General features: G+C 59.9%; 22 protein-coding genes. 9 read left to right on the top strand and 13 right to left on the bottom strand.

What is annotated here, in order from left to right; genetic code table 11:
- Positions 1-31 precede the first annotated feature (31 nt).
- Positions 32-343, bottom strand: coding sequence for an AzlD family protein (locus QA646_RS09325; RefSeq protein WP_283058782.1), 312 nt, complete (start codon positions 341-343; stop codon positions 32-34).
- 2 nt (positions 344-345) lie between these two features.
- The gene (locus QA646_RS09320; RefSeq protein WP_283058781.1) at positions 346-1068 is read right to left on the bottom strand and encodes an AzlC family ABC transporter permease; all 723 of its coding nucleotides are present in this window, start codon (positions 1066-1068) and stop codon (positions 346-348) included.
- A gap of 140 nt (positions 1069-1208) precedes the next feature.
- On the opposite strand from QA646_RS09320, the gene QA646_RS09315 reads away from it, so the two are divergent.
- Positions 1209-1478, top strand: a complete 270-nt coding sequence (locus tag QA646_RS09315; RefSeq protein WP_283058780.1) for a DUF2164 domain-containing protein — start codon at positions 1209-1211, stop codon at positions 1476-1478.
- Position 1479: 1 nt separating this feature from the next.
- Here QA646_RS09315 and QA646_RS09310 read toward each other — a convergent pair whose 3' ends face one another.
- From QA646_RS09310 to panC, 3 genes are all read right to left on the bottom strand, one after another.
- Complete coding sequence (locus tag QA646_RS09310) at positions 1480-2235, bottom strand: aminoglycoside phosphotransferase family protein (protein ID WP_283058779.1); 756 nt, start codon at positions 2233-2235, stop codon at positions 1480-1482.
- Between the two features lie 82 nt (positions 2236-2317).
- Positions 2318-3139 carry a 3-methyl-2-oxobutanoate hydroxymethyltransferase gene (gene panB / locus QA646_RS09305; RefSeq protein ID WP_283058778.1) on the bottom strand — a complete coding sequence of 274 codons (822 nt, stop codon included), beginning with the start codon at positions 3137-3139 and terminating at the stop codon, positions 2318-2320.
- Between the two features lies 1 nt (position 3140).
- The gene (gene panC / locus QA646_RS09300) at positions 3141-4016 is read right to left on the bottom strand and encodes a pantoate--beta-alanine ligase (protein WP_283058777.1); all 876 of its coding nucleotides are present in this window, start codon (positions 4014-4016) and stop codon (positions 3141-3143) included.
- 182 nt (positions 4017-4198) lie between these two features.
- Here panC and QA646_RS09295 point away from each other — a divergent pair, with 182 nt between their 5' ends.
- On the top strand, positions 4199-5596 hold the full coding sequence (locus QA646_RS09295; RefSeq protein WP_283058776.1) for a hypothetical protein: 1398 nt from the start codon (positions 4199-4201) through the stop codon (positions 5594-5596).
- On the opposite strand, the gene QA646_RS09290 is transcribed toward QA646_RS09295, so the two are convergent.
- Positions 5597-6682, bottom strand: a complete 1086-nt coding sequence (locus QA646_RS09290) for a glycosyltransferase family 1 protein (RefSeq protein ID WP_283058775.1) — start codon at positions 6680-6682, stop codon at positions 5597-5599.
- 81 nt (positions 6683-6763) lie between these two features.
- The gene (pncA, locus tag QA646_RS09285) at positions 6764-7387 is read right to left on the bottom strand and encodes a bifunctional nicotinamidase/pyrazinamidase (protein ID WP_283058774.1); all 624 of its coding nucleotides are present in this window, start codon (positions 7385-7387) and stop codon (positions 6764-6766) included.
- Between the two features lie 268 nt (positions 7388-7655).
- On the opposite strand from pncA, the gene QA646_RS09280 reads away from it, so the two are divergent.
- Complete coding sequence (locus QA646_RS09280; protein ID WP_283058773.1) at positions 7656-7982, top strand: hypothetical protein; 327 nt, start codon at positions 7656-7658, stop codon at positions 7980-7982.
- Between the two features lie 38 nt (positions 7983-8020).
- Here QA646_RS09280 and QA646_RS09275 read toward each other — a convergent pair whose 3' ends face one another.
- On the bottom strand, positions 8021-10483 hold the full coding sequence (locus QA646_RS09275; protein ID WP_283058822.1) for a UvrD-helicase domain-containing protein: 2463 nt from the start codon (positions 10481-10483) through the stop codon (positions 8021-8023).
- A 409-nt stretch (positions 10484-10892) separates the two neighbouring features.
- On the opposite strand from QA646_RS09275, the gene QA646_RS09270 reads away from it, so the two are divergent.
- Both QA646_RS09270 and QA646_RS09265 read left to right on the top strand, forming a co-directional pair.
- On the top strand, positions 10893-11906 hold the full coding sequence (locus tag QA646_RS09270) for a flagellin (RefSeq protein ID WP_283058772.1): 1014 nt from the start codon (positions 10893-10895) through the stop codon (positions 11904-11906).
- 203 nt (positions 11907-12109) lie between these two features.
- Positions 12110-12778: an OmpA family protein gene (locus QA646_RS09265; protein WP_283058771.1), complete on the top strand. Its 669-nt coding sequence runs from the start codon at positions 12110-12112 to the stop codon at positions 12776-12778.
- 71 nt (positions 12779-12849) lie between these two features.
- Here QA646_RS09265 and QA646_RS09260 read toward each other — a convergent pair whose 3' ends face one another.
- Positions 12850-13257, bottom strand: a complete 408-nt coding sequence (locus QA646_RS09260; protein WP_283058770.1) for a DUF2000 family protein — start codon at positions 13255-13257, stop codon at positions 12850-12852.
- A 35-nt stretch (positions 13258-13292) separates the two neighbouring features.
- Between QA646_RS09260 and QA646_RS09255 the strand changes: the two genes are divergently transcribed.
- Positions 13293-14174 (top strand): AraC family transcriptional regulator, encoded by an 882-nt coding sequence (locus QA646_RS09255; RefSeq protein WP_283058821.1) that lies wholly within the window; start codon positions 13293-13295, stop codon positions 14172-14174.
- A 19-nt stretch (positions 14175-14193) separates the two neighbouring features.
- On the opposite strand, the gene QA646_RS09250 is transcribed toward QA646_RS09255, so the two are convergent.
- The 4 genes from QA646_RS09250 to QA646_RS09235 form a co-directional block, all read right to left on the bottom strand.
- Positions 14194-14919 carry an amino acid ABC transporter ATP-binding protein gene (locus QA646_RS09250; protein ID WP_283058769.1) on the bottom strand — a complete coding sequence of 242 codons (726 nt, stop codon included), beginning with the start codon at positions 14917-14919 and terminating at the stop codon, positions 14194-14196.
- Positions 14897-15556: an amino acid ABC transporter permease gene (locus tag QA646_RS09245; RefSeq protein ID WP_283058768.1), complete on the bottom strand. Its 660-nt coding sequence runs from the start codon at positions 15554-15556 to the stop codon at positions 14897-14899. Before QA646_RS09245 ends, QA646_RS09250 begins: the two co-directional genes overlap by 23 nt.
- Positions 15553-16224 carry an amino acid ABC transporter permease gene (locus QA646_RS09240; RefSeq protein WP_283058767.1) on the bottom strand — a complete coding sequence of 224 codons (672 nt, stop codon included), beginning with the start codon at positions 16222-16224 and terminating at the stop codon, positions 15553-15555. Before QA646_RS09240 ends, QA646_RS09245 begins: the two co-directional genes overlap by 4 nt.
- A 63-nt stretch (positions 16225-16287) precedes the next feature.
- Positions 16288-17061, bottom strand: a complete 774-nt coding sequence (locus tag QA646_RS09235) for a transporter substrate-binding domain-containing protein (RefSeq protein ID WP_283058820.1) — start codon at positions 17059-17061, stop codon at positions 16288-16290.
- 307 nt (positions 17062-17368) lie between these two features.
- Here QA646_RS09235 and QA646_RS09230 point away from each other — a divergent pair, with 307 nt between their 5' ends.
- The 3 genes from QA646_RS09230 (at position 17369) to QA646_RS09220 (ending at position 23643) form a co-directional block, all read left to right on the top strand.
- Positions 17369-18148 (top strand): hypothetical protein, encoded by a 780-nt coding sequence (locus QA646_RS09230; protein WP_283058766.1) that lies wholly within the window; start codon positions 17369-17371, stop codon positions 18146-18148.
- A gap of 143 nt (positions 18149-18291) precedes the next feature.
- Entirely contained in the window at positions 18292-19704 is a 1413-nt protein-coding gene (locus QA646_RS09225; RefSeq protein WP_283058765.1) for an FAD-linked oxidase C-terminal domain-containing protein, read from the top strand.
- A gap of 231 nt (positions 19705-19935) precedes the next feature.
- Positions 19936-23643, top strand: a complete 3708-nt coding sequence (locus tag QA646_RS09220) for an AsmA family protein (RefSeq protein WP_283058764.1) — start codon at positions 19936-19938, stop codon at positions 23641-23643.
- Positions 23644-23705 lie beyond the last annotated feature (62 nt).

The raw sequence follows: 23705 nt of genomic DNA, 5'->3' as shown, positions 1-23705 counted from the left end.
TCTTACCTTCTCTCCGTCGGAGAGAAGGTAACTAAAGGCCGGGGAAATGTCTCCAGACCATCACGACCATCCAGCCGGCAATCAGCATTAACGTCGGCGAGAAGCGCAAGCCCACCAGTAACGCGACGGCCATTGCCACCTTCGTATCCCAACCGCCAATGAAAAAGGCGGGTGCGACGAGTGTGGTGAGGACGGCAGCCGGCACCGCGTTCAGCGCAGCCTCGACGCGCGGAGGAATGCGGGTCATCCTGGTAATGAGGATGTAGCCGCCGATGCGCGTGAGGAAGGTGACCACGGCGGCGGCGAGGATCAACAGGACCATATGCGGATCAAAATCGGTCATGGTCAGATCTCGTGATTTTCGGTGACGAGGTCGGGCTTGCGGTTCGATCTGACCGGCGGCATCAAGGAGGCGAGGGCAACGCCGGCAAAGGCGCCGATGCTGACGTGCCAGGGGGACCCGACATAGCGATAGGCGATGGCGGAGGCGGCGGTGCTGGCGATGACCACGGGCAGGAAATTGTCGCGTTTGCGGAAACCGATGACGATGCCGAGGAAATAGATCGGTAGCAAAATATCGAGGCCGATCGTCTTGGGATCGCCGACCAGACTGCCAAGCAGGCCGCCGATGAGGCTGATCACCACCCAGGGAACATAGATCATCGTTGCGACGCCGAAGTACCAGGCAAAGGTGACCGGCGTGCCGCTCTCGGCGCGTTTGAGCGTTTCGGCAAATTGCGGATCGACCAGCAGGAAGAAAGTGAGGAATTTTTCGATGGGCGAGAAGCGCCTGATGTAACGGGCGATCGCGGCTGAATAGAGCACATGGCGGAAATTGACTGCCAGGATCGACAGAACGATCAGCCAAGCCTCGACGTGATGGCCAAATAGATCGATGCCTACCATCTGGCTGGCGCCCGCATAAACCGTGCCGCTCATCAGGGTGAGTTCGCCGAGCGACATGCCCTGGTCGCTTGCCAGGGCCCCGAACAATGCGCCGAAGGGCGCTGCCGCGAGGCCGATGGGGATGCCGCCCTTCAAGCCTTCAAAGAAATCCGCGCGACTCATGGCCCGCTCTGTCCTTTATGGAAAACTTTTGGACCTGTAAGCTGTAGGCAGAGTGTCGGCAATTCAATTTCCTTGATAGGACAATTGATTTTGTTGATCTAGCCGATTGGATTTTCTCGTAAAACACCGGGGTACCATAGATGAAAAAGATTGCCTTTCCGAAAGAGGAAAAAGCCGCGATCGTCGCCCGCCTTCAGCAATATTTCTCCGACGAACTCGACCAGACGATCGGCGCGCTGCCTGCGGAATTCCTGCTCGATTTCTTCACGACCGAAATCGGGCCGCATTTCTACAATCAGGGCCTTCGCGACGCCCATGCGGCGCTGATGGCCAAGATGGAGGATTTTGGCGAGGCGATCTATCTGCTGGAGAAGGAAGAGGTAAGCCATTCACCGTCGGGGAAGCGGTGACTTAACTCAGTGTGCTGCCCTCGACTATCCCCATCAAACCCTCGACCTCGTCGGGAACGTCCTCCGCCAAACGAGCTGCTGCAACATAGGGAAGCCAGGCAAGAACGGCCGCACGGCTCCTGCCGTTTATACCCGCATAGGCATCGACATAGGCTGCGGCTAGGCCGCGGTCATAGTGATGCATGAGAACGTAGCTTCGGCAGACATCGGCAAAGGGGTCTCCGCTGCAGGCGTCAAGCCAATCGACGGTGACTGCGCGCTCAAGAAATCCAAGCACATTCCAGGGATGAAAATCGCCATGGCAAAGCCTGCCTCCCTCCGGCAGACGACGAAGCCCGGACAAGAGATGCTGCCGCTGGATCTCCCGCAATTGCCCCGCTCGCTCAATATTATGAGACAAGCGTGATTTGAGGCTTGGAAGTCTGACACCGCTGTGCTCGTGAATTTTTCTATGCATAGCGGCCAGAGCATCCAGATAGGCTGGTGTTTTCAGCGGCTGCAGGGCGATTGCTTCGCCAAATGTCCCGCCTTCGGCTCGTGTCATGGTCAAGCCCCAGCGGCCTTCAATTTCGCCGACTTCCTGCACCCTTGGGGCGTTGACGCCCAGATCTCCAAGGATTGCGAGGATTGCCGCTTCTCGAAATGCTGAAGCCTTGGATGAGGGTGCCTTGTATAGCTTTAGAACCAGCTCGCCGCTCTCGTAGACTTCCGCCTCTTTGCCAGTACCAAGGAGGTTTCCACGTTCCATACCAATCATCGAACCGGCCTCGTTTCGATTGTCGCCCGCAGGCGTTCCACCGGAAGAGCTGGGAACAATGGACGACAGGTAGCGTGTCCCGCTACTTTTTCACTTGGAACGTATGTTCCGGGCCTGGAAACGTCCTTGCCTTCACTTCCTCCGCATAGGCTTCCGCTGCCTTGGAAATGGTCGGTGCCAGCTCGGCAAAATGCTTTACGAAGCGGGGTTTGAAATCGTTGAAGAGGCCGAGCATATCGTCGGAAACGAGAATCTGGCCATCGCAGGCCGATGACGCACCGATACCGATGGTGGGGACGGCAATCGATTGGGTGATCTCGCGCGCAAGCGGCTCCACCGTACCTTCGACGACGATGGCGAAGGCGCCGGCTTCGGCGATTGCTTTTGCATCCTGCCGGATCTTGTCGGCTTCTTTGTCGGAGCGACCGAGCGAGCGATAGCCGCCTGTGGTGTTGATCAGTTGCGGCATGAGGCCGATATGGCCGAAGACCGGCACGCCACGGTTAGCAAGAAAGGCAACGGTCTCGGCCATCTCCTCACCACCCTCCAGCTTGACGCCGTTGCAGCCCGTTTCCTTCAGCACGCGGGCGGCATTGCGGAAAGCTTGTTCCTTCGATTCCTGATAGGAGCCGAAAGGCAGATCGACGATGACGCAGGCGCTCTGGGCGCCGCGCATCACCGCCTGACCGTGGGCGATCATCATGTCCAGCGTCACGCCGACCGTCGATTCCATGCCATAGAGGACCATGCCGAGCGAGTCGCCGACCAGAAGCAGGTCGCAATGCGGATCGAGCAGGCGGGCGATCGGTGTCGTGTAGGCCGTCAGGCTGACGATGGGGCGCGTGCCCTTCATCGCCTCGATCTGGGCGGTTGTGGTGCGCTTGGTCTGTCCGATCGTGCTCATCTCAGGCGGCCTTGTCGCTGGCGGCCTGCTTCAGGCCAATAACGCGGTTGTCGAGCAGGCGGGTGCTGCCGATGCGGACGAAGAGGGCGACGAGGATAGGCTGTCCCTGCAGTCTCGTCAGCGGCTCCAGGGTGTCGGCATGGCGAACAGCGGCGACTTCGGGCGTCGCCAGCGGCTCGTTGGCGATGAAGGCGCGCAGTACCGCCTCGAAAGCGGCTGGATCGTCGGCGCCTTCTGCGTAGAGGCGTTCAGCCTCGGCCAGCGCTTTCGGCACGATGACGGCGGCGGCGCGCTCTTCCTTGGAGAGATAGACGTTCCGCGAAGACAGTGCCAGGCCATCGGCACCGCGCACCGTCGGCACCGGCACGACGCGGACCGGCTGAGCCAGATCGTCCACCATGCGGCGGATGATCGCCACCTGCTGATAGTCTTTCTCGCCGAAATAGGCGCTGTCGGGCTGCACGATGTTGAAAAGCTTGGTGACGACCGTAGCAACGCCGGAGAAATGGCCGGGGCGCACCGCGCCCTCCAGCTCCATTCCGAGCTTCGGCACATCGACAAGCGTTTCCATTGGCTGCGGATACATGTCAGCCACAGTTGGAGCGAAGAGGAAATCGACCTTGGCATCACGCAGCATGGCGCCGTCGCGCTCGAGATCGCGCGGATATTTTGCAAGATCCTCATCGGCGCCGAATTGCAGCGGATTGACGAAGATCGATACGACGACGATGTCGTTTTCGGCCCGAGCGCGTGTAACCAATTCCATGTGGCCGGCATGCAGATAGCCCATGGTCGGCACCAGGCCGATGCGTTTCCCGGCCTTGCGATAGACGGAAAGACGTTCGCGCAATGCGGCTATCGTGCTGATGGTTTCCATACTGACGCTCCTCCACGGACCGGCGCCGCCCAACGCCCCTCCGTTCCCCATTGATTTCGCGGGTCCTTCTAACGTGTGCAGTGCAAAAAGGCAATTCAAGGACGGCACCTGCCGTCCCAGTTCATTATATGTTGCGCATTTAGCTTAGCGCTTTTCTCAGCTTTTTGCTGTTAGCTGCCGCCATGGCAAAGATCGTAGCACTGGCGGCATATTTTTATCAGGCGGCGGTGGCCTTCGGGCTGCTGATCGCGGTCGCGCATTTGCTGTCGCCGGCGGATTATGCTGCCTATTCGCTGTTCATTTCCATCAGCCAGTTCGCGGCGATCTTCTGTTTCGAATGGGTGCGTTTTGCCTGCAGCCGCTTCTATCCAGGCCAGGCGCCAGGCAGCGAGGCAGCGGAGCGTACGACTTTAACCGTCGAATTTGCCGCCTGCTCCGTGATCTGCATCCTGGCTGCGCTAGCATCAACCTTCTTCGCCGTGCCGAAGGAGACCGCGGTGCTCGGCGGTCTGGTGGCGATTTTCCAGGGTGGCAGCGACCTGCATCTGACCATGCTGCGCTTCCGCCAGGAGTTTCGTGCCTTCTCGCGGCTGCAGGGGTCGCGGGCCACCATTCTGGCGGTCGGCACGCTGGCGGGCGCGGCGATCATGCCGAATTTTTCCTATGCGGTGGCCGGCGTGCTTGCCGGTTACGTTGCCTATAGTGGGTTAGCAATGTTCTTGACCCGCAACAGTCTCAGGGAGGCGGCCGGGCTCCAACTGCCTTTGGTGCGCAAGCATTTTGTCTATGGCAGCGTCGCGGCCGGCGCGTCGGTCATTGGGCTGCTGGCGCCGCTTGGGTTGAAATCGATCCTGACGGCGGCATTGGGGCCGGGAGGGGCAGCGGGCGCGCTGCTGGCTCTCGACCTGCTGCAACGACCTTTCGTGCTCATCGTCTCGGCACTGCAGGCTATCCAGTATCCCGATGTGGTCGCAACCTACGACCGCGAAGGTGCGACAGCGGGGTTCCGGCGACAGCTCGGCGGCTATTATTCGCTGCTCACGGGTTTTACCTTGATGACCGCGGCGGGGATTTTTGCGCTGCTGCAGCCGGTCGGTCATTTCGTCATTGCACAGGGACTGCGCGATGGTTTTCTGAGCGCGGCACCGTTCGTCACCTGCCTGTCGGTCTGCCGGGCGTTGACGCTGAACATGCTGCCGACGCCGGCGCATCTGCGGCATCGGCTGCTGGCGATCTTCCTGCTGGCCGTTATAGATTGCGCGCTGCTCAACGCTGGAGCTTTGGCGGGTGGCTATCTCGTTTCCTTCAGCGATGGTGCGCTGATGGCCGGAGCCATGGTCGGGGCTCTGATTGCGATGGTGATCGGCGTGAAAGTGCTGATGGCGCTGCCCTTCGATTTTGTCTGGCAGCCGGTCGTGCTATCCGCTGCCGGGCTTGCGGTGCCGGTACTGGCAACGGCCGGATTCGACTATTCGCTGTGGATTTCAGTCGGTGCCGGAATGGCGGGCGGCGCGGCCTTCTGCCTGCTTGGTCTCTACAGCTATTTCGTCAAGATGTTTCGCCGGCAGGCTGTATCCTAACTAGAGATCTTCCAGCATGCTTAGCACGCGGTCGGCGCTGCGGTCCCAGGAGAAGCGGGCGACATTCTCGCGGCCCCTTTGCCGCAGGTCCCCACGCAATGCTTCGTCGCCGGCAATCCGGCGCATGGCTGCGACCAATTCATCTTGCCGCGTCGGATCGAAATAGAGCGCGGCGGTGCCGGAGGCTTCGCGTACCGCCGGGATATCGGCGGCGAGCACCGGGCAGCCCTGCGTCATCGCCTCCAGCGGCGGAATGCCGAAACCCTCGTAAAGGCTCGGGAAGACAAAAGCTGTGGCGTGGCGCTCGAGGGCGGCGACTTCCGCATCGCTTAATCGTCCAGGGAATAGCATCTGATCGTTCGATTCGGGGCCATCCGATTTGAACACGGTCGGCGCGGTGCCGCCGACGACCACCAGCTTCTGATCGGGATCGCCGAGCGCTTCGAAGGCGCGGATGGCGAAATCGAGGTTCTTGTTCGGCTTCATCGTGCCGACCAGCAGGAAGAAGCCGTTCGTTTTCAGGCCCAGACGCTTGATGATTGTCTCATCCGGCTCGATGGCGGCGAAGTGATCGACGGCATTGTAGACGACATCGATGCCGTCGGTAGGAACATGGAAGACGGAGGCCAATTCCTTGCGCGAGAATTCCGATACGGTGCCGATCTTCGCGGTGCGGGTCAGCACCGAGCCGAGCGCACCGTGCAGCAGGCGATAGCTGCGCTTGAAGGATTGAGGATGGCGGAAGATCGTTACGTCATGGATGACCACGGCCTGGCGGCGATGCAGCAGCGGACCGCTACCGCCGAAGCCGATCAGCCGGCCGCCGCGGGAGCGGGCGAGCAGCGCCGTCTGCTCCCAGACATGGCCGGGACCGGAGCTGAAGGCATCGACCGATATGGCCGAAAGTCCGATATCGACGGGCGTATCGCGCGGCACGGCCAGCCGCCAGTTGATGCCCTTCAGCGCTGCGGGCACGGCGCCGGCAGCGATCTTGCGGTCGAGCGCCAGCGTCAGCTCGCGGGCGAAACGTTGCACGCCCGACAAAGGCTGACTGAGGAAACGGCCGTTGATGGTGATCGACTGCACGCGAAATGTCCCAATATCTGCAATACCGGGAACAGCTTGCGCTATTTTCTTTAGGGAAGGTTTAGCTCGATAGAAGGAATTTTAGGCAAGCGCTTCTTTGCTGTCGACAATGGCGACGCCGCGGGTGCGCATTTCGTTGATCGCTGCCTTCACACCGGCAGGATCGATGCCGCGGCTCGCATCCTCGATGAAGCGAACGGTCACGCCCGGCAGCATCTCAATGGCGTCCAGCGCCGAGAATTTCACACAGTAATCCGTGGCCAGTCCGCAGATGTCGAGCTGGGTAACGCCCTCGGCCCTGAGATGCGCGGCAAGGCCGGTAAGCGCTGCTTGATCATTGTCGCGGAAGGCGGAATAGCTGTCGACAGCCGGGTTCTGGCCCTTCTGCTGGATGAAGTCGATCCCGTCGACATTCAGGTCAGGGTGAAGCATGGCGTCCTGAGTGTTCTGGACGCAGTGATCCGGCCACATCATCTGGGGCTTGCCGGAAAGCATGCCCATTTCGAAGGGCTTCTTGCCAGGATGGGCAGAGGCGAAGCTGCCGTGGCCGGCGGGATGCCAATCCTGCGAGGCAAGGACCATATCGTATTTGCCGCTGTCGATCAGCCTGTTGGCAACGGGCACCACCTGATCCCCGTCAGGCACCGGCAGATTGCCACCGGGGCAGAAACCATTCTGGATGTCGATCAGCAGCAGCGCTTTCATGGCCTGTCCTTCCGTCGTTGTTGCACTGCAACGATGCCAAGCGTTGCGCCGAGGATCAAGTCATCATTTGGTTGCTGCCGCCCTCTGGTCCCAAACCAAAGAATTTCCGACTGATCAACACCCTCCCCACAAATTCATTAAACACCCCGCGTTTGAATTCGATTACCAGTTTGCTGCGTTCGATTTCCACGAGGTTGCCATTGTAGGGTAGTTCTTGGCATCAACGCGAGTTTTGCTATACTGTCTGCAATTTATGATGGAGATGCCAATGAGCAGCAGGGCAAGACCTAGCGGAAGACGGCTTTCAGAAGCTGATGCGTCCTTGGTCAAAGGCATGGATGCAAGAGGAGATCGTCATCATGACATTGCCGCTTGGTTCGGGGTGAATCAAGGGCGCATAGCAGAAGTAATTGGCGGCAGTAAATTCGGGTGGGTGCCTGTTGCTTCTACGGATACTCTACCTCCACCAGGCCCATATTCCTCCGGTAGAGCTGCGCATCATGCGGTCAGAGCACTTGAAGAGGCAAAATCAGCTCTGGAGCTTGCGATAACAAATATCGATCAAGCGTTGAAACAAGTGAAACAATTCGGATGAGACTCATTCAAAAGCCCGCCTACCACGTCTAAAGGAGCCTAAACCCGCTCCACAAACCCATCTAACACCCGCTTTTGCCCGGCCCGATCGAAATCGATCGTCAGCTTGTTGCCCTCGATCTCCGAGACATTGCCGTTGCCGAACTTGATGTGGAAGACGCGGTCGCCGACCGAGAAGCGGGAGGGTTCGGAGGAGGTGGATTTGGCGACGAGTTCGCCGTCGATGGTGCGGGTTTTGGGGCCGCTTTCGCCGTAGCCGATGCGTTCGACGGCGTGGCCGGAGCGGGAGCCCCAGTTGTCGCGAGTGGCGTCGGTCTTGTTGGCCTGGGCCCGTTTCCAGCCGGGGGTGGAATAGGAGTTGGCGAAGGGATCGGCCTTGTCGAAGCGAGACTGGCCGTAGCCTCCGCGGCCGTACCCGCCATAGGACTGCTCCACCTCGGCAACTTCGACATGGGTTTCCGGCAGCTCGTCGAGGAAGCGCGACGGGATGGTCGATTGCCAGAGGCCGTGGATGCGGCGGTTGGAGACGAACCAGATGTGGCAGCGACGCTTGGCGCGGGTGAGGCCGACATAGGCGAGGCGGCGTTCTTCCTCCAGACCGGCGCGGCCACTTTCATCAAGCGAGCGCTGGTGCGGGAACAGGCCTTCCTCCCAGCCGGGCAGGAAGACGGTGTCGAATTCCAAGCCCTTGGCGGAGTGCAGCGTCATGATCGAGACGGCGTCCAGATCCTCGTTCTGCTCGGCGTCCATGACGAGGGCGACGTGTTCGAGGAAGCCGCGCATGGATTCAAAGCTTTCCATCGAGCGGATGAGTTCCTTCAGGTTTTCCAGCCGTCCGGGCGCTTCTGCCGATTTGTCGTTCTTCCACATGTCGGTATAGCCGGACTCTTCGAGAATCTGCTCGGCAAGCTCGGTATGCGGCGTGTTTTCAAGCAGTCCCTGCCAGCGGCGGAAGGATTGCACGACGTCGAAAAGTGCCTTGCGCGCTTTCGGCTTCATCTCGTCCGTCTCGATGATATCGGCCGCCGCCGCCAGCATCGGAATGTCGCGGACGCGAGCATAATCATGCAATGCGCGCACGGTCGTGTCGCCGAGGCCGCGCTTCGGCGTATTGATGATGCGCTCGAAGGCAAGATCGTCGGCCGGCTGGCAGATGAGGCGGAAATAGGCCATGGCATCGCGGATTTCGAGGCGCTCATAGAAGCGCGGGCCGCCGATGACGCGATAGTTCAGGCCGAGCGTGACGAAGCGATCTTCGAATTCGCGCATCTGGAAGGAGGCGCGCACGAGGATGGCCATGTCATTGAGATTGTGCTTGTTGCGCTGAAGCTGCTCGATCTCTTCACCGATCGCGCGTGCTTCCTCCTCGGAATCCCAAGAAGCATGCACCTGCACCTTGATGTCATCGGGATCGGAGCGATCGGTGAACAGCGTCTTGCCGAGCCGTCCCTCGTTATGGGCGATCAGATGCGCGGCGGCGCCGAGAATGTGTTCGGTCGAGCGGTAGTTGCGCTCGAGCTTGATGACCTTGGCGCCGGGAAAATCTTTTTCGAAGCGCAGGATGTTATCCACTTCCGCTCCGCGCCAGCCGTAGATCGACTGGTCGTCGTCGCCGACGCAGCAAACATTCTGCGGTTCGCCCTTCTGACGCTGTGCCAGAAGGCGAAGCCACATGTATTGCGCGGTGTTGGTGTCCTGATATTCGTCGACCAGGATGTAGCGGAAACGTTTGTGATAATCCTTCAATATATCAGGATTCTGCCGGAACATATTGATCGGATGCAGCAAAAGATCGCCGAAGTCGCAGGCGTTCAACGTCTTCAGGCGGTTTTGGTAGGCAGCATAGAGCTCGCGGCCCTTGCCGTTGGCAAAGGCGCGTGCATCGCCTTCCGGAATATCGGCCGGGCCGAGACCCTTGTTCTTCCAGGTGTCGATCATCCCCGCGAATTGTTTGGCGGGCCAACGCTTGTCGTCCAGGCCCTCGGCCTGGATCAATTGCTTGAGCAGGCGCACGACATCGTCGGTGTCGAGAATGGTGAAGCTCGAGGAGAGGCCGACCAGTTCGGAGTGACGGCGCAGCAGCTTGACGCCGATTGAATGGAAAGTGCCGAGCCAGGGCATGCCCTCGACCGCGCCGCCGACGAGCAGCGCAATGCGCTCCTTCATCTCGCGCGCGGCCTTGTTGGTGAAGGTGACGGCGAGGATCTGCGAGGGAAAAGCGCGATTGGTGGAGAGAATATGAGCGATGCGGGTCGTCAGCACTCGCGTCTTGCCGGTGCCGGCGCCAGCGAGCACGAGAACCGGCCCATCCAGCGTCTCGACCGCTTCCGCCTGTTCCGCGTTGAGCCCGGCGAGATAGTCGGGCCGACGGCCGCTGTCGCGTGCGGCCATGGCGCGGGCCGCAATGCCGCCGCCGGCGCTGGGGGCAGGGCTGGGCCGACGCGGGGCCACGTGCTCCGGCTCCTCGTCAAAGAAGGGAATGTCGTCATGTCCGATAGTCATGCGGCTCAATGTAATGATTCTGCCCTGAAAGGCAAAAGAAACAGCCGATAAATAGAACAAAAAGTGCACATTTCCTGATAATCGAGCCTTTCAATAACCGTTTGGCATCCCCAAGCGCGAACACATGAAAGCGGCGGCTACGTTCAGAACAGCAGAATAGTCGCAACCTGAACGCGATGCCCAATTTTCGGGCGAGGGGCGATTTATGGTAAATCGGCAGTTTCGATTATCGCTTTTTTAAGCATGATTGCTAATCATAGGTGCCTGTAACCGCTCGAGTTCAGGCGCTGTTTTTTGCCGGGCTCAACCTTCGCCGACTTCAGTCGGCCCGCGCGCATGAGTGCCCGCGGCATGGTTCCAATGTCTCCTTGTATTTGTTGCGTATCGTTGTGTCCGGAGTTCATGTGCCGTGAGTATTTTTTCGACCTTCATAAGGGTCAGTTCCCCCGTCAATACAGCCCTTGAAGTCCTTCGAAACACGCAGGCGAATCTGAATGTCGCACAGCGTCAGATGTCGTCCGGCCTTCGTGTGCAGACCGCGAAGGACAACGCCACCTACTGGACGATCTCGACATTGACGCGCACCGATATCGGCGCCGTCTCGGCAGTGCAGGATGCGCTGGGGCTTGCTGCTGCCACGGTCAGTACCGCCTCCACCGGCATTACCAGTGCCATCGACATCGTAACGCAGATCAGGTCGAAATTGGTGACCGCCTATGAGGGCAGCGTCGACAAGACCAAACTCAACGACGAAATCAGCGAGCTCAAGGACCAGCTTCGCAGCGTCGGCCAGTCGACGAGCTTCAACGGCGTCAACTGGGTCATGCTCCAGGACGGTGAAGATCCGACCGAGCCGCACGAAATCCCGGGCTCCCTCATCCGCCATACCGACGGCAGGGTTTCGATCGGCATGCTGAACTATGAGGGCGTCAGCTCGACGAGCGGCCCGATCGTATCGACGGATGCACGATATCTGATCGACGATCAGTCAAGCGGCACCGGCGGCTATGGCGTGCTGACTTCCACCGCTTTTGCGACGGAAGCGGGAGCGGCGCAAAACTATGTGCTGATCAGCAGCCAAAACGGCGACACGAGCGGGCAGGTGGAAATCTCGCTCGACGCCAACACCACACAGGGCGCCTTGACCGATATGATCAACACCGTCACCGCCATGCTGCATCAATTGAACACCATAGGATCGGCCTTCGGTTCATTGGAATCGCGTGTCAGCTTGCAAAACCAATTCGCAAGCAATCTCAGTGATTCGCTCACCAGCGGCGTCGGCAAGCTGGTCGATGCCGACATGGAGAAGCAATCAAGCAGGGTATTGGCGCTGCAGACGCAGCAGCAATTGGGGCTGCAGTCGCTGTCGATTGCCAATGCCAGCTACGATACGGTGAGGCAGCTTTTCCAAAATCTCTGATCGCATAACGCTTTGAATTCAAAGCGAAATATGCAGAGATCGGCAAGGCGGATTCTGTTTCCTGCAAGCCGAAAGTTTGGGAGAAAACACTCCAGAACAAGGACCGGGCACGTCGGCAGTGGGTAGGCGAAGATTCCGCTTCATCATATTGCCGCAATGCTTCATATCTCCTGCGGACCATCGAACCGGAGAGCGACGATTCTATGATCAAGAAATTTGCCATCCTTGCCGTCTCGGCAGCCTTTCTCAATGCATGTACGACAACCGACCCCTATACGGGCGAGCAGAAAGTATCCAACACGGCGGGCGGGGCTGCGATTGGCGCCGGCGTCGGCGCAGTTGCCGGCCTTCTCATCGGCCACTCGCCGGCATCGCGCCGCAATGCGGCGCTGATCGGTGCGGGCGTGGGCGCGCTCGCGGGTGCCGGCATCGGCAATTACATGGACCAGCAGGAATCCGAGCTGCGTGCGCAGTTGCAGGGCACCGGCGTCTCGGTCACGCGCGTCGGCGATCGCATCATCCTAAATATGCCTTCCGCCATCACCTTCGACATCGACCAGGATGCGATCAAGCCGGAATTCTACCCGACGCTGAATTCGGTCGCGATCGTGCTTCGCAAGTTCAACCGCACGCTGATCGACGTCAACGGCCATACGGATTCGACCGGCAGCCTGCAGCATAACCAGGATCTGTCCGAACGCCGCGCCGATTCGGTTGCGAGCTATCTCGGCAGCCAGGGCATCGACCAGCGCCGCATGTCCGCCGTCGGCTTCGGCCCGAGCCAGCCGGTTGCCACGAACGCCAGCGAGGCTGGCCGTGCGCAGAACCGCCGCGTCGAAATCCAGATCGCGCCGATCACCCAGAACGGCTGATCTGACATTGGTTATTCCAACAAGGACGGCCGGGTTTTGCGACCCGGCCGTTTTGTTTTGATTGCAGCCATTCACGAATGCATCGTCGCGCCCTTGGTGATCTTGTCGACGATCTTCTTGTCCGCGCGCAATGCGATGCCGACCACCTTGGCATCCTCGGGCGCAAATTCGGAGAAAACGGCGCGATTGGCGACATCATGGCCGGTCGAAAACATTTCCTCGATGAAGATCGAGGAGGTGACGTTTCGCTCCAGCGATCGGCAATGAATGGTGCTCATCGTTTCTTCGTCGGCGGACAGCACAATCATCGGTTGGATCGACAGCGCATTGTAGAGATTGCCGGCGCGGTCTCGATAGGGTTCGCCGATGACATCAGGAAACTGACCGACAATACCGCTCGACAGGAAGGCGGTCACGTTTAGTTTTTGCCAGGATGCAAGATTGCTTCGCAGAACGATCGCGATTTTGGTATTGAACATTGGTGATCTCTCTTATGCCGTCTGGGAATGAGCCTTTGCGCGAGGATGTTGCCGGCCATATCTTCGAAGGTCTTGAACGTTCGTGCACGATGCCGGAAGCAAACCGCATCGTATCCGCACCCGCTTATCCCGGTATCGAGCGCATTCAGGCGCAATTTCATGGTGATGCGTTCGAGCCGCACCGGCACGATACCTATGCGCTCGGGGTCACCATCCGCGGCGTGCAGGCCTTCAGCTATCGCGGCCAGCGGCGCTACAGCCTGCCGGGCCGGGTGATCGTCCTGCATCCGGACGAGCTCCATGATGGCGGTGCCGCGACCGACGACGGATTGCTCTACCGCATGCTCTATCTCGAACCGTCGATGCTGATGCAGTGTTTGGAAGCGGCGCGCGTCGGCCTGCCTTTTGTCGATGATCCCGTGGTCGAGGACGACCGTCTCGCCGGCCTACTGCTGGCAGCGCTTGGCGAACTCGACCGCGAACTGGATGAACTCTTCGTCAACGATTTTGTCTCACGGGTAGCTGCAGGCCTCGCCTCACATGCGCGCCTGCCGCAAAAGCCGTTGGGAAACCTTGCCTGGAGCCAAGTGAAGACGGCGCGCGATTATCTGGAAGCACATGCCATGCGCGGTGTCCGTTCCGAGGAGCTGGAGCGCATCACCGGCCTCGACCGCTTTGCGCTTTCCCGTCATTTCCGCGCCGCCTTTGCCACCAGCCCGCATCGCTTCCTGCTGATGCGGCGGCTGCAGCGGGCTAAGGCGATGATCGCCGATGGCGAGCCGATCGCCGAAGTCGCAGCCGCCACCGGATTTGCGGACCAGAGCCATTTGACGCGGCATTTCAAGAAGGCGTTCGGCATGGCGCCCGGCGCTTGGATTGGAATGCTGGGAACCGCACGCGCGCCGATGCGAGATTGACCGGGGCCTTTCGCGGGTCTCAATGCATGCCGAGGAATTGCTTGAGCTCAGGCGTTTGCGGATTGGCGAAAACATCGGCCGGCGGGCCGATTTCATGGACGCGGCCCTGGTGCATGAAGACGACGCGCGAGCAGACGTCGCGGGCGAACTTCATTTCGTGTGTCACCATCAACAGCGTCATCCCTTCACCGGCAAGTTCGCGGACGACCGCGAGAACTTCGGCCACCAGTTCGGGATCGAGCGCTGAGGTGATCTCGTCACAAAGCAGCGCGATCGGCTGCATGGCGAGCGCCCTGGCAATGGCGACTCGTTGCTGCTGACCGCCCGAGAGTTCGTCGGGATAGGCGTCGAACTTGTGTCCGAGCCCGACGCGATCGAGCATGCGCCGCGCCATCGCCTCGGCGTCGTTCTTGGTGGCCTTCTTGACGACCATTTGCGACAGCATGACGTTGCGGCCGGCGCTCAGATGCGGAAAGAGATTGAACTGTTGGAAGATCATGCCGACCTTCAGCCGCAGTGCCTTCAGGTGCACATCATCGGGCAGGAGCTGTGCGCCGGCCACCGAGATTGCGCCGTCGTCGATCGTTTCCAGCCCATTGAGGCAGCGCAGCAGCGTCGATTTACCCGAGCCGCTTTTGCCGATGATGGCGATCACCTCGCCGGGCTCGACATCGAGGTTGATGCCTTTCAGGACCTCGTTCGCACCAAAGCTCTTGCGGACTTCAGTGACCTCGATGAGCGACATTGAGTTTCCTTTCCAGGATTTGGCTGCTCTTCGATAGCGGCCAGCATAGGGCGAAATAGATGAGGGCGACGAAGCCGTAGACGGTAAACGGTTGGAACGTCGCGTTGGTGATGACTGTGCCGGCTTTCGAAAGTTCGACGAAGCCGATGATCGAGGTCAGGGCTGTTCCCTTGACGACCTGCACGGAGAAACCGACCGTCGGCGGCACGGCAATGCGAAGCGCCTGCGGCAGGATGACGTGGCGCATCTGCTGGAGGTAGCCCATGCCGAGGCTGGCGGAGGCTTCCCACTGGCCTTTCGCCACGGCCTCGACGCAGCCACGCCAGATCTCGGTGAGAAAGGCTGCCGACCAGAGGATCAGAGCAACGCCGGCCGCCAGCCATGCCGGTACATCGATGCCGAAGAGGCCGAGGCCGAAGAAGGCCAAAAAGAGCTGCATCAGCAGCGGCGTGCCTTGAAAGAGTTCGACGAAATACTTGACGGCGATACGCGCGGCTCGGCTTTTGCCGATGCGCAGGAATAGCAGGATCGCACCGACGGCGCCGCCGCCGATGAAAGAAACGAGCGAAAGCAGAATGGTCCAGCGTGTGGCGAGAAGCAGGCCGCGCAGAACGTCCCAAGTTGTGAACTGGATCATTGGCGAACCTTGCGCGGGAAGATCAGGCTACCGGCCGCGGCAAGCAACTGCCGAAGGATGATCGCCAGAACCAGATAAATTGCCGTGGAAACGAAATAGGCTTCGAAGGCGCGGAAGGAGCGCGACTGGATGAAATTTGCCGCGAACGTAAGGTCTTCGGCAGCAATCTGCGAGACGACCGAGGAGCCGAGCATGACGATGACGACCTGTGACGACAGCGCCGGCCAGATGCGCTGGAGCGAGGGGACGAGGATGACATGGCGGAAGGTCTCGAACGGCGTCATGGCGAGGCTGGCTCCCGCCTCGAACTGGCCGCGTGGCGTTGCCTGAATGCCGGCGCGAATGATCTCGCAACTATAGGCACCGAGATTGATGATCATGGCGAGGTTGGCGGCGGCGATCTCGTTCATATGGATGCCGGCGGCGGGCAGTCCGAAGAAGATGAAAAAAAGCTGGATCAGGAACGGCGTATTGCGAATCAACTCGACATAGGCCGCGACGAACGGCTTGAGCCAGCGCGGACCCAGCGCACGCGCCCAGGCACAGGTGATGCCAACAGCGATGCCGACGACCGCGCCGACGAAAGTCAGCTCTATGGTGATGAGAATTCCCTTTATCAGAACGGGATAGTATTCGGCGAGCCAGCCGAAATCGAAGTGATAGCGCATGAGAGAGTGCCTCGCTCGGCCCGGCCTTGCCGTCGGGAGATGGCAAGGCCGGTATTTCGTTGATCAGAAGCCGGCGGGCAGGTCGGCGCCCAGCCATTTCTGCGATATCTTGGCCAATGTTCCATCGGCCTTGGCAGCGGCGATGATGTCATTGATCTTTTTCTGCAGTGCGGGCTCGTTTTTGTTCAGGCCGACGAAGCAGGGCGAGTTGGTGATGAGGAATTTCATCTCTGGCTTCTTTGGCGGGTTCTTGGCGAGAATAGCCGCGGCGACAACGTTTCCGGTAGCGATGAGATCCACTTGGCCCGAGAGGAAGGCGGAGATCGTTCCGTTGTTGTCCTCGTAGCGCTTGATCGTCGCATCCTGCGGCGCGACCTTCGTCAGCGCCAGATCCTCGATGGCGCCACGGGTCACGCCGATCGTCTTGCCGGAAAGGTCTTCAGGCTTGGCAGCCGTCACGTCGGCGGGACCGAAGATACCGTTGAAGAAGGGGGCGTAGGCGTCGGTGAAGTCGATGACGGCCTGGCGCTCGGCATTCTTGCCGAGGCTCGAAATCACGAGGTCGACCTTGTTCGTCTGAAGGTAGGGGATACGATTGGCGCTGGTGACCGGCACAAGTTCGGTTTTGACGCCGAGCTTTTCGCCGATCAGGTTTGCCATGTCGATATCATAGCCCATGGGCGCCATGTCCGCCCCGACACTGCCGAAAGGAGGAAAGTCCTGGGGAACGGCGACTCGGAGCGTGCCCCTCGACGTAATATCGCTCAAGGCGTCTGCCCGGGCTGCACGCGGGCTCGAAAGCGACCCCATTGTCAGCATCGCCATACCGAGTGCCATAAGCAATTGTCTGCGCTTCATCGAATGTCCTTCCAATCGTGGCTATGTCAAAACTGCGGGGCAAAACGCAAGACCCATGCCAGTCGCGGGAGAGTATGGTTTCCCATCGTGGGCGTGCTTTTTGCGAAAGTTTTGTGCCGCGAAAATTGAATTCTGCCTAAAAAAATTGCAGATCTTACACTTACCTAGGCTGCCAACGCCTATCGATGAGAGTGTTCGGCGGTGTTTTGTTTCCCTTGGATGTTCTTGACTGTACAGGCTAATTCTGTTGCTCATACAACCCATGAAGGCAAGGGAGATGGGCGCGATGGCTTTAACGAGTATGATGGCGGGCATACGTTGCGAGGCCGATATCGCACTGGTGAATTTTCGTGCTGGTTTAAGGCCGTGCCATGTGCTCGCCGTTGCAATATCGTCCGCAGTTTTCCTTGCAGGCAGTCCCGCCTTTTCCCTGCAGGTCGAAGGGCACGAAGCCTTCATCGTCGACCGCTGCGGCGGTGATTATGATTGCAGGGATGTGAAGCTGGTGGTGCTCAACGACAAGCACGACAAGGCGGATGTCTATAGCGGCAACGAGGTCAACGGCCATGAGGCTGACGGCTCGCCGAGCCATGTTTTCGGCTATGCGTTCAAATACAATGGCGGCAATCTCAGCATATCGCAGGACGGCACTCCGTCGCAGCTCAATGGCAAGGCGACCGAAGTCAAATTCAACAATGGCGTCGCGTTCGAATCGGACAAAAACTACGTCTATATCTACAGCACCTGCAATGTTGACGGAGCGACCAGTGTCGCCGGGATCACGACCTCCTGCGATCTGAACTATATCGGCGTCGACAAGAAGACGTCGAACGCCATCCAGATCGGCGGCCACTATATGCCTTTGGCTGCAGCGCCGGCGGGAGGTGCCGATTTCTGCAAGGCCGGCGTGATGGCCGGACAATTTTCTTTTCTCAACAACGGCTACGAATATCGGCTTGCAAGCGACCTTTGTACGCAGGGGAAAAGCACGCTCGCGATCGTTTCCAACAATGTGGTGAAGTCGAGTTTCGACCTGCAGATGCGGCCACTTGCCGGGAGCAATTGAAGCGGAGCGATTTGAAGTCGCCGATACGGCCGCCGCACGGAAACCCAAGCTGTTTTCCTGACTGGACAGCGTCGCTGATGCCTCATAGAACCGCGAAAAAGGGTTAATATTCCTTTTTGTATTTGCGATGGGAGATCGGAAAGATGGTGCTGGCTGATGCAAAGGCGGGAACGCGAAACGAGGCGGGCATCGCTGCAGTTCTCGGTATCCTGAAACAAACCTTCGGCGAGCGTTTTCAGACCGGCGAGAGCTTTCGGGCTCAGCATGCCCACACGACCACCTATATTCCGGCCCAGCTACCCGATGGGGTGGTTTTCGCTGAGACAAGCCAGGACGTGCAGGCGGTCGTCAGGGCCTGCGCCGAGCATAAGGTGCCGGTCATCGCCTTCGGCACGGGGTCTTCGCTGGAAGGGCAGGTGAACGCGCCGCAAGGCGGGATTTCGATCGATTTCAGCCGGATGAACCGTGTGCTTGAAGTGAATGCCGAAGATCTCGACTGCACGGTCGAGCCTGGCGTCACTCGCGAGCAGCTCAACAATTATCTGCGCGATACCGGCCTGTTCTTCCCGATCGATCCCGGCGCCAATGCTTCGATCGGCGGCATGGCCTCGACGCGCGCTTCGGGCACCAACGCTGTGCGCTACGGGACGATGAAGGACAATGTACTCTCCGTAACCGCGGTGACTGCCAATGGCGAGGAGATCCGCACCGCCCGACGCGCCAGGAAATCTTCTGCCGGCTATGATCTGACCCGGCTCTTCGTCGGTGCCGAGGGAACGCTTGGCGTCCTGACGTCGGTGACGTTGCGCCTGCAGGGCATTCCGCAGAAGATCGCCGGCGGCGCCTGCGCTTTTCCGAGCGTGAAAGCAGCTTGCGATGCGGTCATCATGACCATCCAGATGGGCCTTCCGGTCGCTCGCATCGAACTCCTGGACGCCGTTCAGATGCAAGCCTGCAATCGCTATTCCGGTTTGACTTACGACGAACAGCCGACCTTGTTCCTGGAGTTTCACGGTACGGACGAGACTGTCGCGCTGCAATCAGCCCAATTTGCCGAGATCGCCGGCGAATGCGGCGGTGGGGAATTCGTCTGGACCAGCAATCTCGAAGAGCGCAACAAGCTCTGGAAGGCGCGGCACGACGCTTACTGGGCGTCGCGGGCTTTGGCGCCGGAACTGGCTGCGTTGTCGACGGATGTCTGCGTGCCGATCTCGAAACTTGCCGAATGCGTTGCAGCGACCCAGGCCGATATCGAGGAGCATGGATTGTTGGCGCCGATCGTCGGGCACGCCGGCGATGGCAATTTCCATGTCCTGGTGTTGTTCGATGACAAGACGCCGGAAGGTATCGCCGCCGTGGAGGCCTTCGTTGCACGGCTGAATGCGCGTGCACTGGCAATGGATGGTACGTGCACCGGCGAACATGGTATCGGTCAGGGCAAGATGTCGTTTCTCGAACAGGAACTCGGCGGCACCGTCGATCTGATGCGTCAGGTCAAACAGGCGCTCGATCCCGACGCGATTTTCAACCCCGGCAAGATATTCCACGCGTATTGAAAAATGGAATATTGCCAAGATCTTGGCTTGCCCCCGGCGTGAATGACGTTAGGCTAGATCATCCCGTTTTCATATGGCGTCATGGAAAGCGGTGAAGATGCCCTAGATTTGCAGCATGATCCGGATAAGGAAGCAGGGTTAGGCTGAAGATCTGGAGCGTCTTTTGCATGTCCGCTCGGCACTGCGGCGCCTGGATATCGTAATTGGAATGCAGAATGGAGACGGTGTGCATTGTTAGGTAGGGTCCTGGTTTTTCTGGGGGGAGTGCTCGTAGTAGTGCTGTTCGCGGCGCTGCTTGCTCCGCTCTTCATAGACTGGACCGATTTTCGCAAGAATTTCGAGGATCAGGCGAGTCGGATCATCGGCAAGAAGGTGACCGTTCATGGCACCGTCGACGCTCGCCTTCTGCCTTTTCCTTCCGTGACGTTGCATGATGTCCGTGTCGGCCAGGAAGCCGACGGAACGCCGTTGGTGCAGATCGCCCAATTCTCGATGGATGCCGAATTGGCGCCGTTCCTGTCCGGCGAAGCTCTGATTTTCGATATGCGTGTTTCCGAGCCCAAGGTACGTCTGCGGCTATTGAAGGATGGGACGCTCGACTGGATGCGCGGCAGTCAGCCGGAAATCCCCGCCAAGTCGGTGGTGCTCGAAGGCGTGCATGTCGACGGTGGCGATATCCAGTTCATCGACGAGCAATCCGGCCGCACGCGACACATCACCGACCTCAACGCGGAAATGTCCGCCCGGTCGCTGGCAGGCCCCTGGCGAATCGACGGGGATGCGGCGCTCGACGGCGAGCACGGCAATTTCAGCATTGCCAGCAGCCAGCCTGACGACAACGGCGTATTGCGCGTCCACACTCGATTGCTGCCGGACCGCCATCCCCTCAATGTCGATCTCGACGGCGAGTTGAAGCTGGTCAAAAGCAAGCCGGACTATATCGGCATGTTCACGGCGGGGATCGAAGACAAGCAGACCCATAAGCCCGCCGACGAACAGGTTCAGCCTCGCGTCAAGGGTCGTTTCGAGCTTACCAACGAGCGCATCCGGATTCCGGAATATCGCCTCGAAGTGGGTGCAGCGGACGATCCCTATGTCGTGACGGGGGAGGCGACGCTGGATACCGGCACCAAGCCGGAATTCCTGCTGACGGCCGACGGCCAACAGATCGATGTCAACCGCCTCGGCAACACGCAGGGCACCAACGGCAAGACCAACCGCAATCCTTCGATTTCCGCACGCCAGCGACTGAACAGCCTCATTGCCATCGCCGCCGAAATCCCGATACCGCAAGTGCCCGGCAAGGCGACGTTCCGCCTGCCGGCGATCGTTGCCGGCGATACGACCGTGCGCGACGTACAGCTCGACCTGGAGCCTGCCGGAACCGGCTGGAAGATCGACCATGCGATCGGCACGCTGCCGGGCCGTACCCAGGTCGAAGCCAGGGGCAATTTGATGCTGCAGGGCGATCCGAATTTCATCGGCAATCTGGTGGTCGCCTCCAATCAGCCATCGGGCCTGGCATCCTGGCTGGTGGGTTCGGTCGATCCTGCGATCCGGCAGTTGCGGCAGGCCGGCTTTTCTGCCGATGTCAGCCTGCGCCATGATGAGCAGCGCTTCGAAAATCTTGAAATCGCCATCGGCTCGGCAACCCTCAAGGGCCAGCTCGACAGGCAGGCGCCGGCCGACAACAAGGCGCCGAGGCTTGCCGTCGATCTCAGCGGCGATGCGCTCGATCTCGATGCGCTGAGGGCGTTGACGGGTCTATTCACCGGCCAGGATGCCGGCGAGACCTTGCTTGATCACCGGATTACGGCGCACCTGAAAGCGGATCAATTCACCGCTTTCGGCGTGCAGGCCGATAACGTCGAGACATCGTTTTCGATCGCCGATGGTGCGCTGACGCTCGACAAGCTTGCGGTGCGCGATGTCGCCGGTGCCGAGATTACCGCAACCGGCCGTGCCAACGGTTCGCTGCTGGACTATAAGGGGTCGGGCGAAATCACCTTCAAGGCGGCCGATCCCGGGCCCTTCTTCGATATGCTGAGCCAGCATCTGCCGCATCACCCGGCGATGGACCGGCTGGTACGAAACGCCGCCTGGTATGGAAATACGGCCCTTCGCGGCGCGCTGACACTTGGAGGCGATCAGGGCGATGGGCTGGCGGTAACGCTTGCCGGTGTTTCGAACGGCAGCCGCGTCAATCTCGATTACCGCATGTCCGACCTTTTGGCACTGACCGGAAAAGGGACGACGACGCTGGAGGCGACGCTTGAGAATTCGGTGACGTCGATCCTGTTCGGCCAGGCGGGTCTCGATCCGCTGCCTGTCGAAGCCGATGCCAATGGCCGCCTGACGCTGAAGGTGATGGCAAACGGCACTGATCCGGCGGATGCGGCACTGACCTTTGCCACCGACAAGACCTCGTTCACCGCCACTGGCAAGGTCGACGTGCGTCCTGCGACCTTTCTCAACGGCAAGATCGCGCTATCGCTCGAGAGTGCCGATATTGATCCCTATTTCGTTATGAACGGCATCGGCATACCGCAGATGGGTACGGGCTTGCCGGTCAAATTTCAGGCAAATGCTGCACTCGATGCCGGCAAGATGGTATTCTCCGATATGAAGGGCCAGCTTGCCGACAACAATGTTTCGGGCACGCTCACCTTCGACCGCAAGGCCCAGAATACCAAGGCGACCGGCGAGCTGGCGCTCGACAAGGCGGATCTCGGCTGGTTGGGCGAAGCGATCTACGGGCCGATTACGGATGCCGCGACAGGCAACCTCGCCAAGGCCAAGCTTGGGCTGCCGATGTTCAGCGGACTTGATCTCAACGTCAAGCTTTCGGCCAAGCAGTTGTGGCCGGGTATCTTCGGCCCGATCTCGAATTTCAGCACGAACGCCGCCTATAGGGGCGAAGAACTGCGGCTGAACGATATTGCCGGCGCCTGGAACGGCGGCACGCTTAGCGGCAATCTGATGTTTGCGAATTCCGACGGTACCGGGCTGATGCAGACGAAACTCAACCTTGCCAACGGCGATCTTGCCGCTGTCGCCTGGCAACGTGATGGCGCGCCGCTCGCCAGTGGCCGCTTCGGCTTGGGACTGAGCATGGAAGCCAGCGGCAAGAGCCTGGGGGAACTAGCCGCCAACGCCAGCGGCTCGGGCGAGATCAAGCTTGGCGATACGCATGTCCGCGGCCTCAATCTCTCGGTCTTGCCGCCGCTGTTGTCGGCCACCGACCAGATCCAGGGTGAGATCACGGCCGACAAAGTGCTGCCGATCGTGCAGACATTGCTCAACAACGGCGAGGCGGCGCTGCCGGCCATGAGCATACCGTTCAATATTTCGAGCGGCGTCATTCGTGCCGCCAATATCAGCACAGGTAATGATTTGGCGAAGCTTTCGGGCAATGCCGAGATCAGCTTGGCGGACGAGCGCATCCGTGGCTCGCTCGGCATCGATTTCAAAGCCGGCAACGAGGCGCTCACCGGCGCCGAACCGGCACTGCGCCTCGATTTTGCCGGTCCGTTGGCGACGCCGGGACGGACGATGGATGTGACCGATGTCACAAGCTTCCTGTCGCTGCGCGCCTTCGAACGCGAGCGCCAGCGCGTCGAGCGGCTTCAGGCAAGCGTGTTGGAAAAGCAGCGGCTTCGACGTGAGGTGTCGCTCTACAAATACACTGCCGCCGCACGCGAAGCCCAGCGTCAGCGCGATGCGGCCATCGAGCAGCAGCGTCGCGCCGAGGAGCAGCGCTTGAGGGAACTGGCGCGCCAAGCCGACGCGGAAAAGCAGGCGGAAGATGCAGCCAAGGCAAAGGCCAATGCGGAAGCCCGAGCGAAGGCGGAGGCCCAGCAATTGCCTGCGCTTAATGGACAGGTGCCGCAGACAGGTGCGCCACTGAACTTTAACAGCCTTCCCGGCATCGCCCGATAACATCCCTCCAATCGACCAAACGAAAACCGCCCGCTTTCGTCGCTGGGAGCGCGGGGGGGCGC

This window comes from Rhizobium sp. CB3090, from assembly GCF_029714285.1.
In the GTDB taxonomy this organism is placed as follows: Bacteria; Pseudomonadota; Alphaproteobacteria; order Rhizobiales; family Rhizobiaceae; genus Rhizobium.
This window is presented reverse-complemented; position numbering and strand designations above follow the sequence as displayed.

Coding starts and splice junctions, on each gene's coding strand:
- QA646_RS09265 (WP_283058771.1), top strand. CDS start 12,110: ATGATCAAGAAATTTGCCATCCTTGCCGTCTCGGCAGCCTTTCTCAAT.
- QA646_RS09325 (WP_283058782.1), bottom strand. CDS start 343: ATGACCGATTTTGATCCGCATATGGTCCTGTTGATCCTCGCCGCCGCC.
- QA646_RS09225 (WP_283058765.1), top strand. CDS start 18,292: ATGGTGCTGGCTGATGCAAAGGCGGGAACGCGAAACGAGGCGGGCATC.
- QA646_RS09260 (WP_283058770.1), bottom strand. CDS start 13,257: ATGTTCAATACCAAAATCGCGATCGTTCTGCGAAGCAATCTTGCATCC.
- pncA (WP_283058774.1), bottom strand. CDS start 7,387: ATGAAAGCGCTGCTGCTGATCGACATCCAGAATGGTTTCTGCCCCGGT.
- QA646_RS09250 (WP_283058769.1), bottom strand. CDS start 14,919: ATGTCGCTCATCGAGGTCACTGAAGTCCGCAAGAGCTTTGGTGCGAAC.
- QA646_RS09245 (WP_283058768.1), bottom strand. CDS start 15,556: ATGATCCAGTTCACAACTTGGGACGTTCTGCGCGGCCTGCTTCTCGCC.
- QA646_RS09315 (WP_283058780.1), top strand. CDS start 1,209: ATGAAAAAGATTGCCTTTCCGAAAGAGGAAAAAGCCGCGATCGTCGCC.
- panC (WP_283058777.1), bottom strand. CDS start 4,016: ATGGAAACCATCAGCACGATAGCCGCATTGCGCGAACGTCTTTCCGTC.
- QA646_RS09275 (WP_283058822.1), bottom strand. CDS start 10,483: ATGACTATCGGACATGACGACATTCCCTTCTTTGACGAGGAGCCGGAG.
- QA646_RS09235 (WP_283058820.1), bottom strand. CDS start 17,061: ATGGCACTCGGTATGGCGATGCTGACAATGGGGTCGCTTTCGAGCCCG.
- QA646_RS09320 (WP_283058781.1), bottom strand. CDS start 1,068: ATGAGTCGCGCGGATTTCTTTGAAGGCTTGAAGGGCGGCATCCCCATC.
- QA646_RS09295 (WP_283058776.1), top strand. CDS start 4,199: ATGGCAAAGATCGTAGCACTGGCGGCATATTTTTATCAGGCGGCGGTG.
- QA646_RS09310 (WP_283058779.1), bottom strand. CDS start 2,235: ATGATTGGTATGGAACGTGGAAACCTCCTTGGTACTGGCAAAGAGGCG.
- QA646_RS09230 (WP_283058766.1), top strand. CDS start 17,369: ATGGCTTTAACGAGTATGATGGCGGGCATACGTTGCGAGGCCGATATC.
- QA646_RS09240 (WP_283058767.1), bottom strand. CDS start 16,224: ATGCGCTATCACTTCGATTTCGGCTGGCTCGCCGAATACTATCCCGTT.
- QA646_RS09280 (WP_283058773.1), top strand. CDS start 7,656: ATGAGCAGCAGGGCAAGACCTAGCGGAAGACGGCTTTCAGAAGCTGAT.
- panB (WP_283058778.1), bottom strand. CDS start 3,139: ATGAGCACGATCGGACAGACCAAGCGCACCACAACCGCCCAGATCGAG.